Origin of the sequence: Fibrisoma limi BUZ 3 (assembly GCF_000296815.2) — a bacterium.
Lineage (GTDB): Bacteria > Bacteroidota > Bacteroidia > Cytophagales > Spirosomataceae > Fibrisoma > Fibrisoma limi.
Genome location: NZ_CAIT01000006.1, coordinates 1,564,409 through 1,581,845, shown reverse-complemented (window position 1 = coordinate 1,581,845; position 17,437 = coordinate 1,564,409). Strand labels below are relative to the sequence as shown.

General features: G+C 52.0%; 13 protein-coding genes. 6 read left to right on the top strand and 7 right to left on the bottom strand.

Features of this window, described 5'->3' with window-relative positions; genetic code table 11:
* Positions 1-242: 242 nt before the first annotated feature.
* The 3 genes from BN8_RS14510 to BN8_RS33315 form a co-directional block, all read right to left on the bottom strand.
* Positions 243-965 carry a LytR/AlgR family response regulator transcription factor gene (locus BN8_RS14510; RefSeq protein WP_009282659.1) on the bottom strand — a complete coding sequence of 241 codons (723 nt, stop codon included), beginning with the start codon at positions 963-965 and terminating at the stop codon, positions 243-245.
* Positions 965-2,038, bottom strand: a complete 1,074-nt coding sequence (locus BN8_RS14505) for a sensor histidine kinase (protein WP_009282658.1) — start codon at positions 2,036-2,038, stop codon at positions 965-967. The genes BN8_RS14510 and BN8_RS14505 overlap by 1 nt, the downstream gene beginning before the upstream one ends.
* 190 nt (positions 2,039-2,228) lie before the next feature.
* Complete coding sequence (locus BN8_RS33315; protein ID WP_009282657.1) at positions 2,229-2,399, bottom strand: hypothetical protein; 171 nt, start codon at positions 2,397-2,399, stop codon at positions 2,229-2,231.
* 354 nt (positions 2,400-2,753) lie between these two features.
* Here BN8_RS33315 and BN8_RS14500 point away from each other — a divergent pair, with 354 nt between their 5' ends.
* Together BN8_RS14500 and BN8_RS31740 are read left to right on the top strand one after the other, a co-directional pair.
* Positions 2,754-3,305 (top strand): RNA polymerase sigma factor, encoded by a 552-nt coding sequence (locus tag BN8_RS14500; RefSeq protein ID WP_009282656.1) that lies wholly within the window; start codon positions 2,754-2,756, stop codon positions 3,303-3,305.
* Positions 3,306-4,154: 849 nt separating this feature from the next.
* Complete coding sequence (locus BN8_RS31740; RefSeq protein WP_009282655.1) at positions 4,155-4,631, top strand: response regulator; 477 nt, start codon at positions 4,155-4,157, stop codon at positions 4,629-4,631.
* A gap of 56 nt (positions 4,632-4,687) precedes the next feature.
* On the opposite strand, the gene BN8_RS14490 is transcribed toward BN8_RS31740, so the two are convergent.
* The 3 genes from BN8_RS14490 to BN8_RS14480 form a co-directional block, all read right to left on the bottom strand.
* On the bottom strand, positions 4,688-4,963 hold the full coding sequence (locus BN8_RS14490) for a hypothetical protein (RefSeq protein ID WP_009282654.1): 276 nt from the start codon (positions 4,961-4,963) through the stop codon (positions 4,688-4,690).
* Between the two features lie 75 nt (positions 4,964-5,038).
* A complete protein-coding gene (locus BN8_RS14485; protein ID WP_040005819.1) occupies positions 5,039-5,344 on the bottom strand; it encodes a hypothetical protein in 306 nt (101 codons plus the stop codon).
* 609 nt (positions 5,345-5,953) lie between these two features.
* Complete coding sequence (locus BN8_RS14480; protein ID WP_009282653.1) at positions 5,954-6,589, bottom strand: hypothetical protein; 636 nt, start codon at positions 6,587-6,589, stop codon at positions 5,954-5,956.
* A gap of 212 nt (positions 6,590-6,801) precedes the next feature.
* Between BN8_RS14480 and BN8_RS14475 the strand changes: the two genes are divergently transcribed.
* The 3 genes from BN8_RS14475 to BN8_RS14465 all read left to right on the top strand — a co-directional run bounded on the left by BN8_RS14475 (position 6,802) and on the right by BN8_RS14465 (position 14,935).
* Complete coding sequence (locus tag BN8_RS14475; RefSeq protein ID WP_009282652.1) at positions 6,802-9,927, top strand: SusC/RagA family TonB-linked outer membrane protein; 3,126 nt, start codon at positions 6,802-6,804, stop codon at positions 9,925-9,927.
* 17 nt (positions 9,928-9,944) lie between these two features.
* On the top strand, positions 9,945-11,483 hold the full coding sequence (locus BN8_RS14470; protein WP_009282651.1) for a RagB/SusD family nutrient uptake outer membrane protein: 1,539 nt from the start codon (positions 9,945-9,947) through the stop codon (positions 11,481-11,483).
* A gap of 95 nt (positions 11,484-11,578) precedes the next feature.
* Positions 11,579-14,935: a VCBS repeat-containing protein gene (locus BN8_RS14465; RefSeq protein WP_202806392.1), complete on the top strand. Its 3,357-nt coding sequence runs from the start codon at positions 11,579-11,581 to the stop codon at positions 14,933-14,935.
* A gap of 16 nt (positions 14,936-14,951) precedes the next feature.
* Here BN8_RS14465 and BN8_RS32880 read toward each other — a convergent pair whose 3' ends face one another.
* Positions 14,952-15,323 (bottom strand): hypothetical protein, encoded by a 372-nt coding sequence (locus BN8_RS32880; RefSeq protein ID WP_009282649.1) that lies wholly within the window; start codon positions 15,321-15,323, stop codon positions 14,952-14,954.
* Between the two features lie 287 nt (positions 15,324-15,610).
* Between BN8_RS32880 and BN8_RS14455 the strand changes: the two genes are divergently transcribed.
* Positions 15,611-17,392 (top strand): PQQ-dependent sugar dehydrogenase, encoded by a 1,782-nt coding sequence (locus tag BN8_RS14455; protein ID WP_229368000.1) that lies wholly within the window; start codon positions 15,611-15,613, stop codon positions 17,390-17,392.
* Positions 17,393-17,437: the final 45 nt, after the last annotated feature.

The following is a 17,437-nucleotide window of genomic DNA, read 5'->3' as shown; positions in this document are numbered from 1 at the left end:
CTCTGATCCGTACGCTCTATGGAGAAGGACGTAGAGAGGTTGACTTAGGCCGGGTTACGATACGTTACCGTAACCTGAAAAGTGCTGCGTGAGACTTTGATTTAATGAGTATGTACGATGGAGGAGTGTCCGAGTGGTTGAAGGAACACGCCTGAGTTGCCGATTACATCGTTGGTGCATACCTGCGTGATGTGTTGGTAAAGCCGTTGCAACAAATAAGACCAAACTGCTTACTACGGTCTCTAGAACGTCAGTTCCCGAATCCGATCCATGTATGATCGGCTGACCCGCACTACGTCGCCGTTCTGCATGATGACGTCATAGCTCGATGGATACTTCTGGATTTCGCGAATGAAATTCAGGTTGATAATGTCGGACCGGTGAACCCGTATGAATTGCTGCGGATTCAGCTTCGATTCCAGACTGCTGATACCATAATTGCTCAGAAAGCTTCCTTTGTTCGTAACGAGATTAGAATAGTCACCTTCGGCTTCGATCCGGAGGATATCGGCTACGGAAACGGCCAGGAGTCGATTGCCAGTCTGGACCAGTATTTTTTCCGGATAAGTGGAAGGACTGAGCAGACTCTCGGCCAGCGGCTGTATTTTTTGTATGCTACTACTGCTAATCCGGTTGACGGCCTGTGCAAACCGCTCACGGGTATAAGGTTTCAGCAGGTAATCGACGGCATGAACGTCAAAAGCCTGGAGGGCATACTGATCGTAGGCCGTTGAAAAAATAATCTGCGGAATTTCGTCGAGGTGCTTCAATACGTCGAAACCCGTCAGTCCGGGCATCTGAATGTCGAGGAAGATCAGATCGGGCCGAAACTCATTGATTTGCCGGACGGCATCAACCCCGTTGTTAGCTTCGCCCACAACGATTAACTGAGGGTAGGCTTCCAGATATTGTCGGATCAGCGTTCTGCTGGCGGCTTCGTCGTCGATGATAACTACTTTCTGCATCAAAGCGGAATGGAAAAGGCGACCGTCAGGCCGCTGGGTTGGTTGTTGATCAGGTGAACCTGGCTGCCGTACATTTTGTCCAGCCGCAGTACGGTATTTGCCAGCCCGACCCCCCCCGAAGGCTGTGTGGGTTGGGTTGTGCCATTCAAGCCCACCCCTGTATCAGCTACTTCAATATGGAGCTGGCCGTTCTGTCGTTCAATACGTATGCTTACTTCACCACCATCGATCAGGGGCGAAATGCCATGCTTCACTGAATTTTCGACGAGCGGTTGCAGGAGCATCGGCGGAATATGTTCTGTCAGTACGTCGTCGGACACGGCCAGCCTCACGCGCAGTCGGTCGCCGAAGCGGGCTTTTTCCAGGTCAAGGTACTTCATCACAAATGTAAGTTCGTCGCGCACCGTAACGGTTTCGCTTTTGGACGCCTGTAATTGATAGCGAAACATATCCGACAGTTGAGCGAGCATCTCGCGGGTATGCTCCAGCGCAGGCGGTACCGACGCGCTGATTGTGTTAAAAACATTGTAGAGAAAATGCGGATTCAACTGCGCCTTGAGCGCCGATAATTCGCTCTTCAGTGTTAGTTCGCGCAGCTTTGCTTCCCGTTCATGCTGTTTCTGGAGATCGCGGTGATAAGCAAAGGCGTGAAAGATGCCGAACTGTACCAGATAAAACAGCGAGCCGATGTACGTATCCCAGATGATACCATTGTTGCGAAGACGGCCAATACCCAGGGCGTCTGATATGGCGTAATAAACTACCTGCCAGGTGAGGATGAACACTGGAAGCAGAATGAGGTGCAGGAGGAGTCGTCGGGCAAGGGACAAATGCTTCAGTCGATAAAACAACAGGTACCAGATAGGCGCGGTAAACAGCAGTTTCAGCGAGTAATCCAGTAGAATACGTGGAAACTCTACCAGAAAATCGGTCAGAAAGGGCTTTTCAGACCATGGCCGCTGGCTGATTGTCAGCGATCCATCGTAGAGTAACGCAGCTACCGCATACAGGCCTAGTACTAGTGCCAGTTGGTAATACGTGATGCCCCAGAATGTCGTTCGGTTCCAGTTCATGAAGGGTATTGGACGCTAATGATCCTGACTGATGAAGGTACTCACAAACATACAGGCTTGTATGAAAACAAGTCCACCCATATCCGACGAACGACAATATACGGCGACGAATGACAGATGGCTATACCCAACGTAGCGTGTAATCGCCTTGAAAGATAGAGTTGTTAATTGGTTACCTCCTTAAAAATAGTTACCGTCGACCGCGTCGCACCAACCCATAAATTAATACAACAGCTACAACAATCAGCACAGCGGGTAGCCACGGGGCCGTTTCGTTATGGGTTAGGGTTGTAGCCGTGTCGCTTTGCGCACCGGCTACCGTAATGGTAATGAGTAAAATAAGAGGCAGAAAGATTTTCATGCTATGAATAAATATATTTGTTTACACTACCGGTCGGATCGGCCTTTGTTTCGACTAACTATGTAGTGAGTAAGCAAACTCATTTGAATTAAAGGAATTAACGAGTCGTATTAGTAAAAAAGGCAACAATGTGTTAAATTAATTATTTGGTATAATGATCTATTAATCAATTAGTTGATGGAATATTTAAGGCTTTGAAATTTGCTTGCTTTTTTTTTATTAGTATTTTACCGTTTAATTACGAAATATTTTCATGATAGAAGTATTGTGGAAGTTGACCAAATTGAAAGTTTATCGTCTTAATGCTGATTAAGTTTACAGAAACAAGCTTTTATTGTATACGTGTAACTTTTTATGAAATCCCACCTAAACGACGAAGAACTGATCCGGCAATGCCGCGATAGTCAGCCTATCGACTGTTTTGAAGAACTATACAGTCGATACGTCGATAAAGTGTACCGGCGCTGTTTGTCCATCACGCAAGATTCTGAAAAGGCTCATGACTTTACACACGACATCTTTTTGAAGATGTTCGCTAAACTTGAGATGTTTCAGGAGCGCTCCAGCTTTTCAACCTGGTTATACAGCATTTCGCACAACTACTGCATGGACCAGCTTCGGCTGGCAAAGCGGATGCCGACGGATTCCATTGACGACGATGACAGCGATCAACTGGCCGATTCCAACGAAGGTGTCATCGTAGAAGAACGTCATCGGCAACTGGAGCAGATAATGGCCCAATTGTCGGCCGACGAGGTAACGTTGCTGCGATTGAAATACGAGCAGAATTGCAGCATTGAGCAGATAGCCCGACAGTACGGCGTTAAACAATGCGCTATTAAAATGCGGCTGAAACGGAGTCGGGATAAAATTCAGCGGTTATACCAGCAGCAATACGGCAGCTAACGATTGCCTTTCAGCTTTACCCTCTATATCTTCACGAACATAGCCAATTCTAATCCCAGAATGAGTTGGCTCAGAATCAAGGGCTGGTTTGCTGAGCGTTGGTGAGCTTTATACAGTTAATAGTAAGCTCGATTACCAGGTCCGCTTCACCGGCTGAAATCATGCGCTGGCAAACAATCAGTCGCCCATCTGATAGCTATAGCGTGTGTACGCTAGCTTCATAATCAATAATCAGTTAAACTCTTTGACAATAAGCGAGCTCGCCGGACGCTATTTTGTGTTTGTGCCGTAGCGCAACCCGTTGGTCAGTTGGCCAACGTTTTGGACGTTTTCTTAAGCAACGTCAGTTGTACCCTCACAACTCTTATCCTCACCAGAACGCATAAAGGGTACAGTAGGGAACGCGAAAACGAGTTGTGCGTTTGCGGCAAATTATTCAGGCTGGACGTTGCCCGAATCCTATGCCAGAGTGGGTTCATAATCAGAATGCTCAGTACAGTGGGAAATTGAGCTTATATTTTTGGTGCTTTAGATAAAAAAATATCGAGTAGATTTGGTTAGTTTTGGCTGCTTTGATTATATCAAAACAGGTAGTCATACCGCAAAACTTGATTGCTATTTACACTTGACTGATTGTTTAAGTTATTAGGAAAAGGCTAAACATCAAGTTGTTATAGTTTCTCGTTGATACCCTATTCTGTACTTATTAATGATGTAAAATATGCTTCTCGTATCATTCAAGTTCCTGGCTGGATTAAGCGGAGTTTAATATATACTTAATCTGACTAATTTATAGATTATTATTTTTGCGTTTCAGTTGCATAATAGGATTAACACAATTTCCCCCGTATGCTTGAGAGTCTTACCAAATTTTTGATCTATGTAGTTGATGACGATGAGGACGATCGGTATCTGCTTCAGTCCATTTTTGCCGATTATTTCGATGACTGTGAATTACGGTTGTTTGAAAACGGTTCAACCTTGCTGACTCAGTTAACCCATCGGCTAGACAACCAGTTGCCTGATCTGATCCTGCTGGATATGGACATGCCCATTCTTAATGGCGTGGATACGCTTCGGTTGCTGGCTCAGGATACAGTGCTTCGACGGATTCCAACTGTAATTCTTACGTCGTCTGAGGCTGGTCGGCATATTGATTTGTGCTACCAGTTGGGAGCCAACTCGTATGTCAATAAAGGGGCGAACTACGTGCAGATGCTTCGAACAGTTGGGTACCTGCGAAACTACTGGCTGGAAACTGCGCATGGGTTGACCTCGCCAAGAGGTCAGTCTAAACGGCGTTATTTTAGTTATGGGTTAAACTGACAGCATGCGGAGTGCGTGAAGACTATCGGACGGCTGAACGAATCGTCCGGACTGCTTTATTGTGCTATACTTTTCAGGATTGATCGCCAGAGCCGGGCGAAACTGAATGATGGTTCGGGAGCTTCCGGGCTAAGTTTATCGATGGTATTGTTCCGGCGACCGAAATAAATAATCTGATCGTCGATGGCCCGAACGATTGTCAGCAGGTCATTGGTATTAGCCTGGTGGTTGATTAGCAACTGGCTCAGATACGTTTTTGCGGCTTCAGGCGAAGCCATGTAGGCGAAGGTTGGCCGAACGCCGTTGTAATGGATGGCAATGTAGGGTTGCATTGTGGTGATTAAAAAGAGGTGATCGGGGTAATATTTTGTTGTCCGGGTACTGAATGCTGGTTGGTCGAACTGGATTTAGGACGCTTCTATTGTGGTGAAAGTCACTTTGCTTTCAGGCAAAATATCAAGCGCTAAGGCTGTCGGCTCGGTGGGTATAATCCGAAAGCCTCGGTTAGTTAGTCTTTGAGCCAGCTCGATAGGCAACACCCAGAAGAAAGCATCGTCTTTTGTCACTACAGTCAATCGTTGATTCAACGTATCCTGGGTTTGCATATGATGGATTGCCAGAACCGCGTTCGCGAAGGATGCGATAGGTACCGTTGACTCTACCGGAATAGCTTTCACTATGTCCAACCAGGCCAGATGATACAAAGTGTTCATAGAACTGCCATGAAAGTGCGTAAATGGAATTATATAGCAACTTGGTATACATACGATATGATCTAATGGTTGGATTTAATCTTAAGTAAATTTGTTTATTTTATAAGTGCAACTATTATACTTAAAGGTATATTGTACTCATCATCAAGTAACAAGAAGCCGAATTTTCAGCGTAATTTCCGTCGCCCGATTAGGTATCGAACAGTGATGGAACAGCTAATTTTTTAGAGAAAATATCAACAATTACGATCAGATACCTTGACTGTTCTTGGGTTAAGGGTCAGCCTGAGCGTAATGGACAAGCCGTTGCAACTACTGATTAACGACAACGATTTCGAGCCGGTAACCGTACAGCAGGGGAGTGGCTTATCGAATTGCAGAAACGCGCCCGCGAGATCAAAGGGAAATAAACCCTCACTACGGCACTGGGGACCGCAACGCAGATCGAATTTCTGGCAAATTTTCCTCGAAACGATGCCATCGACATAGTCTGCTGCAAGGATGTAGGGACGGGCCAAACTGAACTTGCTGCCGCAACGAGTACTCCATCGATGTTGACCCATACAAAGTCTGTAAGGGCCAGTTTGTTAGAAGAGGTCACGGAGTAGATTACCCAATCAATAAGCCGATTGAAACCAGGGCAATGATGCCCAGTAAACTACCTAGCCATACCCATGTGTTTGACAGGCCTTTTCTATCTCGGTAGTTACGAGCTGCCTGCACGAAGAAGATTCCTGGCAACCCAAATATAAACCAGACAGCGGCTAGATTAAACCAACCTGTGGGGGTCATATTACCCACTCCTTTGGCCGGATACTCAAGCAAACCGGCTAAAATGACCAGTTTAACGACTAGCTCGGCAACAGGATAAGCCAGTTGGGCACTGGCCGCTCCCGATAATCCCCCAAGAATAATCCAGGTAGCTAGCTTTTCCCCCCATTGCTGAATACTGGCCAGCGCGATGATGACAGTCAATAAGCGGAGTATTGATGCGCCTAAGATAATCCAGGCCGTTTGGTCAATGACCTCTCCCTGAACAACGTGGCCATATAGCCACAGGGCAGTGACGACTACGACAAAAAGACCAACAAAGCCCGTGATTGCATACACAGGCCAGCGAACAAGCAGTTTTTGGTGAGAGATCAAGACGCCGTCAGAAGTGCAATAGTTAATCGTAGCTAAGGTAGATAATAAATAGAAGGGGGTAAAAAAAGCGAGGTCGTTTTCTGGGAAGAGGTCAATCAAGTTCGGTCAACAACTTACTTCCCCAGCGCTTCTTTAGCCGCCTACGCTGAACGTTTTTCTCTAACTATATGCCTAGAAAAAATCCTTATAAAAATTCTGATTACACAAAATTGGCTTAAAGCTTTGATTTTTCGTTTATTGCCATACCTTTGAATAGTTAAATAATATCTAAATATACTTAATTTACTTGTTACTATACCCCGCCTTACTTTATGTCGTACTCTACCTGTTTGTGGCGCATCACTGGTAATCTGATGAGGCCACTTGGAATCCTTATTTTTTCACTCTCTGTTGCGGCTGGAACTGCTTTTGCCCAGCAGGTGACCGGTACCGTAACCAGCGGCCAGGGCAGCCCCTTACCTGGGGTGAACGTGGTCGTTAAAGGGACTAATCGCGGTACAGCTACCGACCGCGATGGCCGTTATACCATCAACGCCGGCTCATCGGCAACCCTGGTCTTCAGCTATATCGGCTACGTGAGTCAGGAAGTGCCCGTTGGCAACCAGTCGACGATAAGCCTCCAACTGGTGGAAGATCAGCAGGCCCTGAACGAAGTGGTGGTTGTCGGTTATGGTACCCAGCGTAAATCGTCGCTGACGGCGGCCGTTTCGACCGTAACACCCAAGGAGTTGAAAGCCCTGCCCGTCATCAGCCCCCAGCAGGCGCTCCAGGGCCGTGTACCGGGTGTTTCCATTGTCAACAACAGCAGCCCCGGGGTTGAGCCCGTTGTGCGGGTGCGGGGGGTTGGCTCCATCAGCCTTAATCCAAATCCCCTCTACGTCATCGACGGCGTACCGGCGGGTGGTTTGAACAACATCGATCCCAAGGATATTGAGTCGCTGGAGGTTCTGAAAGACGCCAGTGCCGCAGCTATCTACGGCTCGCGGGCTGCGAATGGCGTGATTCTGATTACGACCAAAAAGGGATCTAACAACGGCAAGATCAACATCAATCTGGATTCGTACTACGGCACACAGTCGGCCTGGCGGACACTCGACCTGCTCAACCGCGACGAGTATATTCGCTATGGTACGTCCCTACTGACAGCTTCCGGACAACCGGTGCCGGGGCGTTTCAATAACCTGAATACGCCAATTTATGATGGCGCTACCCAGACGTTTGCCCAGACCGACACCGACTGGCAGGACGTCATGTTCCGGAATGCGCCCATCACCGACAACCAGCTTTCCATCTCGGGTGGTAATGCCCAGTCGCGCTTCTACATGTCGGTGGGGCACTTCAGCCAGCAGGGTATCCTGCCGTTTACGGACTACAACCGGCAGAGCTTCCGTATCAACTCAGATCATAAATTCAGCAAATTCCTGACCATCGGCCAGACACTGCTGGCGTCGACCGATTTCCGGCGGCTCGAACGTGACGGGGGGGGACGCAGTCTGGTCATGAATATCATGCGGATGATCCCGTACTGGCCGGAACGCGACCCGACGAAGCTGGGCGGTTTCAGTACGACTGCCCAGGGTCTCGATGCCACCGACCCCGAAAACCCCCTCCGCGTAGCCGAACAGGAACAGCAGTTTCAGACCGACCGGGGCGTTAAACTTCTCGGAACGGCCTTTGCCGAGATTCGCTTTGCCGACTGGCTACGCTATAAATTCACCGTGGGAACCGACTTTTCCACGACGCGCTTCAACGGGTTTCTGCCCATCTACAACGACGGTAACCGCAGCCGCCCGCTGGCCAGCGTGACGGAAAACCGCACCAACTTCTTCTCGTTGCTGCTGACCAACCAGCTCACCTTCGACAAGACGTTTGGCAAACACTACGTCAACGCCACGGCCATCGCCGAGCGGCAGTCGGCTGAGTCGAGATTCATACAGGCCACCGGTCAGCGCCCCGACAACAACATTCAGGTCATTCAGGGCGTATCGAACCCCAACGGTTCCAGCACACTGAATGAAAACTTACTGATTTCGTACGTGGGTCGGGTCAACTACGAGTACGGCGGCAAATACCTGCTGAGCGCGTCGGTTCGGCGCGATGGGTCGTCCAAGTTCGCGCCTGGCCGCAAGTGGGGTACGTTCCCGGCGGCTTCGATAGGCTGGCGTATCAGTGAGGAATCGTTCATGAAAAACGTACCACTGATCTCCGAACTGAAGCTGCGGGCGAGCTACGGTCGCACTGGCTTCAACGCCATCGGCGATTACGACTGGCAGGCGCTGGTGCTGGCCAACAACACGCTGTATCCGTTCAACAACGCAACGCAACTGGGTTCGTACATCAACGTATTGAGTAACAACGAACTGAGCTGGGAGATCAACAATACCACCGACATCGGGTTTGATCTGGCGCTGCTCAACAACCGGATCAGCCTGACGGCCGACGTATATGAGCGGCAAACCGATGGCCTGCTGCTGCGCGTTCCGCTGGCGAATTCGCTGGGGTACTCGAACAGCCCGCTGGCCAATGTGGGTAGTATCCGCAACCGGGGACTGGAACTGGCCCTGGGGTACAATCACTCCGGCAAGAGCTTTCAGTGGTCGGCTACGGGCGTATTCGACCTGGTGCGTAACAAGGTGCTGAATCTGGCGACGCCCAATGCGACGATCAACTCGGGCTCCAATGCCGACTTTGGAGGCTTCGACATCACCCGGACGGAAGTGGGTTATCCAATCCAGTCGTTCTACGGCTGGGTAGTCGATGGTATCTTCCAGAACCAGGGTGAGATTGAAGCCGCCAACGCGATCGACGGCAACAACAGAACGTTCTACCAGAACGACAGAACCGCCCCCGGCGACATCCGGTTCCGTGACCTGAACGGTGATGGTCGGATCGACGCCAACGACCGGACGTATCTGGGCAGCTACATTCCCAAGTTCAACTACGGCCTGAACCTGACCGGTAATTACAAAAACTTTGATTTTACCGTGTTCTTCCAGGGCGTGGCTGGCAACAAGATCTACAACGGTACAAAAGTGATTGGCCAGGGGCAGCTCCGGCTGTTCAACGCTACGACCGATGTACTGAACGCCTGGACCCCGCAAAATACCAATACCGATGTGCCCCGCTCGATCAGTGGCGATCCCAACCAGAACTCGCGCACGTCGGACCGTTTCATTGAAGATGGTTCATACCTGCGGCTGAAAAACCTGAGTATCGGCTACACGATACCGGCGTCCGTACTCAGCAAAACGACCCGCGGCTACATGAACCGCCTGCGTGTATACGTATCGAGCAATAACCTGCTCACTTTCACGAAGTATACAGGTTATGACCCGGAGATTGCAACCCGGAACAACAACCTGCTGAACAATGGCATTGATTTCGCCAACTATCCGCAGGCTCGTACGCTACTCGTAGGTGTTAACCTTGGCTTTTAATTAACCCACTAATCATCATGAAAAAAATTCTGATAGTAAGTGCGCTGTCGATTGGCCTGGCCGTTAGCTGCAGCGACGACGAACTGAATAAAGTAAATCCCAACGGCGTTACGTTCGATACGTATTTTAATAACGAGAGTGAGCTGACAGCGGGCGTGAATGGCATTTACGCCCTGGTTCAATCCAATAGCCTGGTGTCGCGGGAGTGGTTCTTCACGCACGACCTGCGCGGTGATGAAATGGCGTCGGGGGGCGGTCAGCTCGAAACACCCCGTAATCAGTTGCTCATCGGGGTGCATGATACCGGTAATGGGCTGATAAACAGCATCTGGCAGGGCTGGTACCGGACCATCCACCGTGCCAACATCGTGCTGGAAAAAGGAGCGAAGGTGCAGGGCGTACCGGCGGCTAACCGCGACCGGCTGCTGGGGGAAGCACGTTTCCTACGGGCCTGGGCCTACTACGAACTGGCTACGTTCTTCGGGGGCGTACCACTCTACAAGGAGTTCGTTAAATCGGTAAACGGATCGCTGCCCCGTTCCTCACAGAAAGAGGTATACGATTTTGCTATTGCCGACCTGAAGGAGGCCGAGAAAGGGCTGGCCGCCAGCTATTCAGGGGCCAACCTGGGCCGGGCAACTAAATCGGCCGCCCAATTGCTGATGGCGCGTATCTACCTACAGCAGGGCGACTACACCAACGCCCGGACGGAGTTGAAAAAAATCATTGACTCGGGGCTGTACAGACTGGTAGACAACTACGTGGATATAACCACAGAGGAAGGGGAGTTCAACGCCGAATCAATCTTCGAGGTGGTCTATGCGCCCTCGGGTGGAGCCTATAACTGGGGGGCCGACAGCGATGGTTCGGCCGTGCAGGAGGAAACGGTTCGCTCGCAGGAGTACGCGGCCATCGCGTGGCGTAACGTAATCCCATCGAACAAAATCCTGAACGAGTACGAAATGGTAGCGAAAGGCGATACCAAGGACGATCCGCGCTACGCTTTTTCGTACTGGACGGAAGGCGATATGTTTAACAACGGGACCACTGTCCTGACCTCCAGTATGGTACAGGGGAACACATCAGTGGTGAACGGCAAAACGCTTAAAGTGAGCTGGCGGAAATATTCGCTGATGTACAAATCCAGTGCGGCTAACCAGCAGAGCGGCATCAACATGCGGATCATGCGCTACGCCGACGTGCTGCTGTTGATGGCCGAGTGCGAGAACGAACTGGGGAACTCAGCCGCTGCCATCTCGCTGATGAACCAGGTGCGGGCCCGGAAGAGTGTAGCCATGCCATCGTACCCGACCAAGAACTTTCCGGTTGCCAACAAGGATCAGGTGTTCGACGCGATTGTACACGAGCGCATGGTTGAGCTGGCGGCCGAGCAGATTCGTAACTTCGATATCGTTCGGTGGCGGAAAAACAAGAAGCTGAAAACGGAGCCGTTGTCGTATTTCCAGGCTAACAAGCACGAACTGCTGCCCATTCCGCAGCAGGAAATCGACAATAGCCCGGCGCTCGACATCAAAGACCAAAATCCGGGGTATTAACAGTGCTTTTAACCGCAAAGGACGCAACAAATTACGCAAGGGGCGCAAAGGGAACTTCGCGCCCTTTGCGTATGTACGTTACGTCTTTGCAGTCAATGCTTTTGCTCACGTGCCTGCTTCTGGCAGGCTGTCGGGATGGGCGGCAACGGCTTTTCGAGAAAATTGACCCCGACGATTCGGGCGTTACCTTCACCAATAGGATTGCCGCCAGCGACTCCCTCAATGCCTTTACGTTTACCAACTTCTACAATGGCGGGGGCGTGGGCGTCGGCGACTTCAACCGCGACGGTCGGCCCGATCTGTTTTTTTCTGGCAATCAGGTCAGTTGCCGATTATACCTCAATCAGAGTGACTCCACTACCCTGCGGTTTCAGGACATTACGGAAGCCGCCGGGGTAACGACCGACCGCTGGTGTACGGGGGTTTCGGTAGTGGACATCAATCAGGATGGCTGGGACGACATCTACGTCGGGGTAGCGGCTCATTCCAATTTCAAAAACTCACGCAATCTGCTGTTCATCAACCAGCGAACGGCTCATCCTACGTTCCGGGAGGAAGCCGCCCACTATGGCCTTGACTACGAGGGATTTACCACCCAGGCCGCTTTCGTCGACTACGACCGCGACGGCGATCTGGACTGCTTTCTGCTCAATACGGCCCCCGACGTTCAGAATCCCAACTACCTGCGCCCGGCGATCAATGACGGTACGTATCCGTCTACCGACCGGTTGTACCGGAATGATGGCGTGGGGCAGGGGGCAGGGGGCAGGGGGCGTGGGGCAGAGGGGAAAAAAAACACGCTCTCCGCCCCACGCTTTACCGACGTATCCAAAGAAGCCGGTATCCGGTTCGAAGGGTTGGGACTTGGCGTCGTCGTGTCGGACCTAAACGGCGATGGCTGGCCGGATATTTACTGCTCCAACGACTTTCTGAGCAGCGACATAGTATACCTGAATCAAGGCGACGGTACGTTCAAAAACGTAGTTCGGGAAGCGACGGCGCATACCAGCCTGTATGGCATGGGTATCGACGCGGGCGATCTGAACAACGATGGGCGACCTGATCTGCTTCAACTGGATATGCTGCCCGAATCGAATCAACGGCTGAAGCAGATGCTGGCCGGTCAGGATTTTGACAAAAAAGAACTCAGCCTGCGACCGCAATACGGCTACCAGTTGCAGTATATGCGCAATACGCTGCAACTCAATACGGGAAACCACAACGGGCTGCCGATGTTCAGCGAAGTAGGGCTGCTGGCGGGGCTGGCCCGCACCGACTGGAGCTGGTCCGTGCTGCTGGCCGACCTCGACCAGGACGGTCACCGCGATGTATTCATCACCAACGGCTACCGCAAAAATGTCACCGATCGGGATTTTATCAATTTCACCGAAGATTTTGACTTGTTCGGGACTGACTCGGCCCGGCAGAAACGACGGGCGAAGCTGCTGGACAAGATACCGGAAATAAAACTTCGCAACTACGCCTTTCGGAGTCGTATGGGTGATCCGTCCGGCGATCTGGCGTTTGAGGACGTTTCGGATGAGTGGGGTCTCGACGAACTGTCGTACGCCAATGGAGCCGTCTACACCGACCTCGACCGCGATGGTGACCTTGATCTGGTGATCAACAATATTGATGAGGAAGCCTCTATTTTTCGTAATACCACACGGGAGCAGGACAAGAACGGTTTTCTGGCGGTTTCTTTCGCGGGTGAAGCTGGTAACCGAACCGGACTGGGCGCGACGCTTACTGTCTGGCAGAAAGGGCGGCAGCAGCGTTACGAAAATCAGGCCGTTCGGGGGTACCTATCGTCGGTGGAGCCGGAATTTACCATCGGTACTGGCTCGGCTAAATGGCTCGACTCGGTGCAGGTGCGGTGGGTCGATGGGCGCGTAGAAACGCGTTACAAGGTAGCCGCTAACCAACGCTTGCTCTTTCGGCAATCCGAGAGCCGTTCCGCACCTGCCATGCCGGCCTCTTCGCCAAAGCCGCTTTTCCAGGCCGATACGAGTCAGTTTCAGTTCATCCATCAGGAGTCGGATTTCGTCGATTTCAAGACCACACCCGCCCTTCATAAAATGCTGTCGCGGAGCGGTCCGGCCGTTGGGGTAGGCGACCTGAACGGCGACGGCCTTGCCGACGTAGTGGTCGGCCCATCTTACCGGGGTAGCGCCGGAACCCTGTTTTGGGCAAAGCCGGGGGGGGGCTTCCGGGCGCAACCCTGGCTGATCCAAAGTCCGCTGGAAGCCGGTGACGTACTGTTATTCGACGCCGATAATGATCGGGACCTCGACGTACTGCTGGTCGGTGGGGGCAACGAACGGCCGTTGACCGCAACAGACGCCTACCAGCCCATACTGTACCGTAATGATGGCCGGGGCACACTCACGCCCGTACCGGATGCCTTGCCTCGGCTATCGGTCAGCAGCCAGGCGGTCCGCGGCTTCGATTACGATCGGGACGGTGACGCAGACCTGCTCATCACCGGACGACAGGTACCCGGCCAATACCCCATGCCTGCCGGTAGCTACCTGTTTCAGAACGAAAACGGACGTTTCCGGGACGTAACTGCCCGGGTGGCTCCGACGCTCCGGCAGGCCGGTATGGTCTGCGATGCAATCCCCGTCGATGTTGACAAGGATACGGATACGGACCTGGTGCTGGTTGGTGAGTGGATGGCCCCGACTGTGTTGCTCAACCAGCGAGGCTCGTTTAGCCCCGTATCGCCGGTATCCAGTGCTACCGACAGTACGATGGGCTGGTGGAATTGCGTGTCGGTGGCCGACTTTGACCACGACGGCGATCCCGATCTGTTGCTGGGCAATGAAGGGCTGAATACCATCTATCGGGCATCGGTTGATGAGCCGGTACAGATCGTGGCCAAAGACTTTAACCAGGATGGCCAGATTGATCCCATCATGGGCTTTTTTCTGCAAGGCCAATGCTATCCGGTTCTCCCGCGCGAAGCCCTGAATCAGCAGATTATTCAGTTTCGTCGGAAGTATCCCCGTTACGTCGATTACGCCGAAGTAACCTTTGCCGACCTGTTTAAAGCGGACGAACGCGACGGGGCCTGGGTTGGGCAGGTGACTCAGTTGCAAAGCTGCTACGCCGAAAACCTCGGCAGTGGTCAGTTCAGGCTGCGGCCATTGCCCCTGCCGGTACAGCAGGCTCCAGTAGCGGGTTTTGTGATAGATGATTTCAACCAGGACGGTCACCCCGATGCCCTGGTAACGGGAAATTTCTATGCCAACGAAGTAAACATGGGCCGTCAGGATGCTTCCCAGGGCGTACTGTTGCTGGGCAATGGAAAAGGCGGTTTTACGGCTGTTGATGCCGAACGGAGTGGCCTCCGGCTGCGGGGCGATACCCGAAAATCGTACCGACTGTTTCCCGGCAGGCGGGTCGTCACCGCGACGAACAACGGTCGGTTCGTTGTGCATAGCTGGTAAACCGATGCCGCTACGCTCAGGGCTGCTGGTGCAGGAACAGCACCGCCGAATCCGAACTAAGTTTGTAGCCATTGTCCAGTTGTTCAACGGCAAAAGTTGCCTGGTTGATGTTGAGGCTGTCACCGATAATCTGCCAGTTAAACAGCGCATCGTCTGAGACCGTACCCTGTCTGGTGTGTTGTCGGCCCCGCCCGTTTTTGCTGAAGCTGTACATCGTTTCCATGGTACGTAGTTGCGCCAGCCTGGAACTGTCGACACCCTTTGCTGAATCCGCGTCGACAGTTACCCAGTAGCGTCTGCCTTCAAAGTCGATATCTCGGACGCCCGTTGAGCAACTGCATACCAGCCACAGACCAACCACCGCCACTGTTATCCACCGCAACCTCATAGTCTATTCGCCCTTGTGCTTAGTTGAATCTTTATCATAACCAGCGGCAGCCGTTGGATGGCCGTGAAAAAGAGGCACTGGTTCTTTTTTGTACTATCCTGGGGGAGGAGTCAGGGCGTGGCTACATTTTTTGTAGCGTACATGATTATAAACCAGCGCCGTGTTCTTTTTAAAGAAAACACGGCGTAGTACACAAGATTTGATTACGACAACTAACATCTTGTGTCATAAATTACGTAGCAACACCTTTTACAGGAATTCTGATGCCTATACCTACCCATTCCTCATTGACTATTCCAACTTACAAAAAACCGATACGATGCCTGCTGCTTGTGCTCGGGATGCTTGGCGGGTTGTCTGCAACCGCACAACGTACCGTTGCTCAGAAACCGGCAACATCACCAGAGCGGACTGCTTCGGCAACGAATTCGTATTCAACGGATAAGCAGGTTCTGACCAAAGGACAGCAGTTGTTTCAGAGCAACTGCTCAGCCTGTCATAATTTTTTACAGAAAGGGATTGGGCCTAATCTGTCGGAGGTTACCAGCGAAGTATCGCCCGACTGGATACGAAAATTTATTCGCAACGCGCCCGATGTCATCAAGCGCGGAGATGCCCGGGCCGTCAGGCTGTTCGACGAATACAAGCAGGCGATGCCCGCCTTTACGACCCTGAGCGACGGCGATGTGCAGGCCATCATGTCGTACATACGCGTCAACCAGAAACAGAAAGCGTCGGCGGCCGCCGATGCTCGTCTGGGCGCAGCGCTGCTGGACCCCATTCCCGCCCGCATCGCCAGTTCTGGTTTACGGCTCAGCCTGGAGGAGGTGATTACGGCACCCGCCACTGCTGAAAAGGCTCCAGTAGCCCGGATCAACAAAATGCTGGTTTTGCCCGGTTCGCCCGACCGGCTGTTTCTGGAAGACCTGCGCGGTACGCTCTACGAGATTGTGAACGATAAGCTTCGGGTGTACATGGAAATGGCCAAGGAGCGCCCGGATTTCATTCACACCCCTGGTCATGCGACGGGCTTCGGTAGTTACGCCTTTCACCCCGATTTTTACAAAAATGGTCTTTTCTACACCACCCATACGGAAAAGGCCAACACCGCCCCCGCTGATTTCGCTTATCCTGATTCAATTAAGGTAGCCCTGCAATGGGTGCTGACCGAATGGAAGATAACCGACCCGACAAGCGCGACGTTTGCCGGGTCAGGGCGGGAGCTGATGCGCGTGAATATGGTATCGCCCATTCACGGCGTGCAGGAGATTACGTTTAACCCGCTGGCGAAACCCGGTGGTCAGGACTATGGTCTGCTGTACATCGGTGTGGGCGACGGAGGAGCCACTGAAAATGGCTACCCGTTCATCTGTAATACGAAGGGCCGTATCTGGAGTTCGGTGCTCCGGATCGATCCGCAGGGACGGAACAGCAAAAACGGCCGGTACGGCATCCCAGCCAGTAATCCGTATGCGGAAGACAACGACCCGGCTACGCTGGGCGAGGTTTTTTGTCGGGGCTTTCGGAATCCCAACCGCATCACCTGGACCCCTGACGGTAAGATGCTGATCTCCGATATTGGGCACGCTAATGCGGAGGAACTGAACCTGGGCATGGCCGGGGCCGATTATGGCTGGCCGGAGCGCGAGGGATTATTTCTGATGAATTACCGGGGCAAAATGGATAAGGTGTACGCGCTGCCCGAACACGACGCCAGCCTTCAGTACGTCTATCCCGTTGCGCTCTACGATCACGATGAGGGCAATGCCTTTTCGGGCGGGTTTGTGTACACAGGATCGGAAATCCCTCTGCTGAAGGGTAAATATATCTTCGGCGACATTGTAAACGGCCGGGTTTTCTACGTCGACAGCGATCAGTTACAGCTCGGCAAACAGGCACCTATTGAAGAGTTGCAGATCGCGGTAGGGGATAGCCTGACCACATTCCGGACGCTCACGGGCGCTCAGAAAGCGGATCTGCGTTTTGGCGTGGGACTCAACAACGTATTCTATCTGTACACCAAATCAGATGGCAAGATTTATAGAGTCAGGAATTGTCAACGCCAGTAGTGACTGTTTTCTTTTACCCTTCCAGCAGGAGGACTGGATGAGATA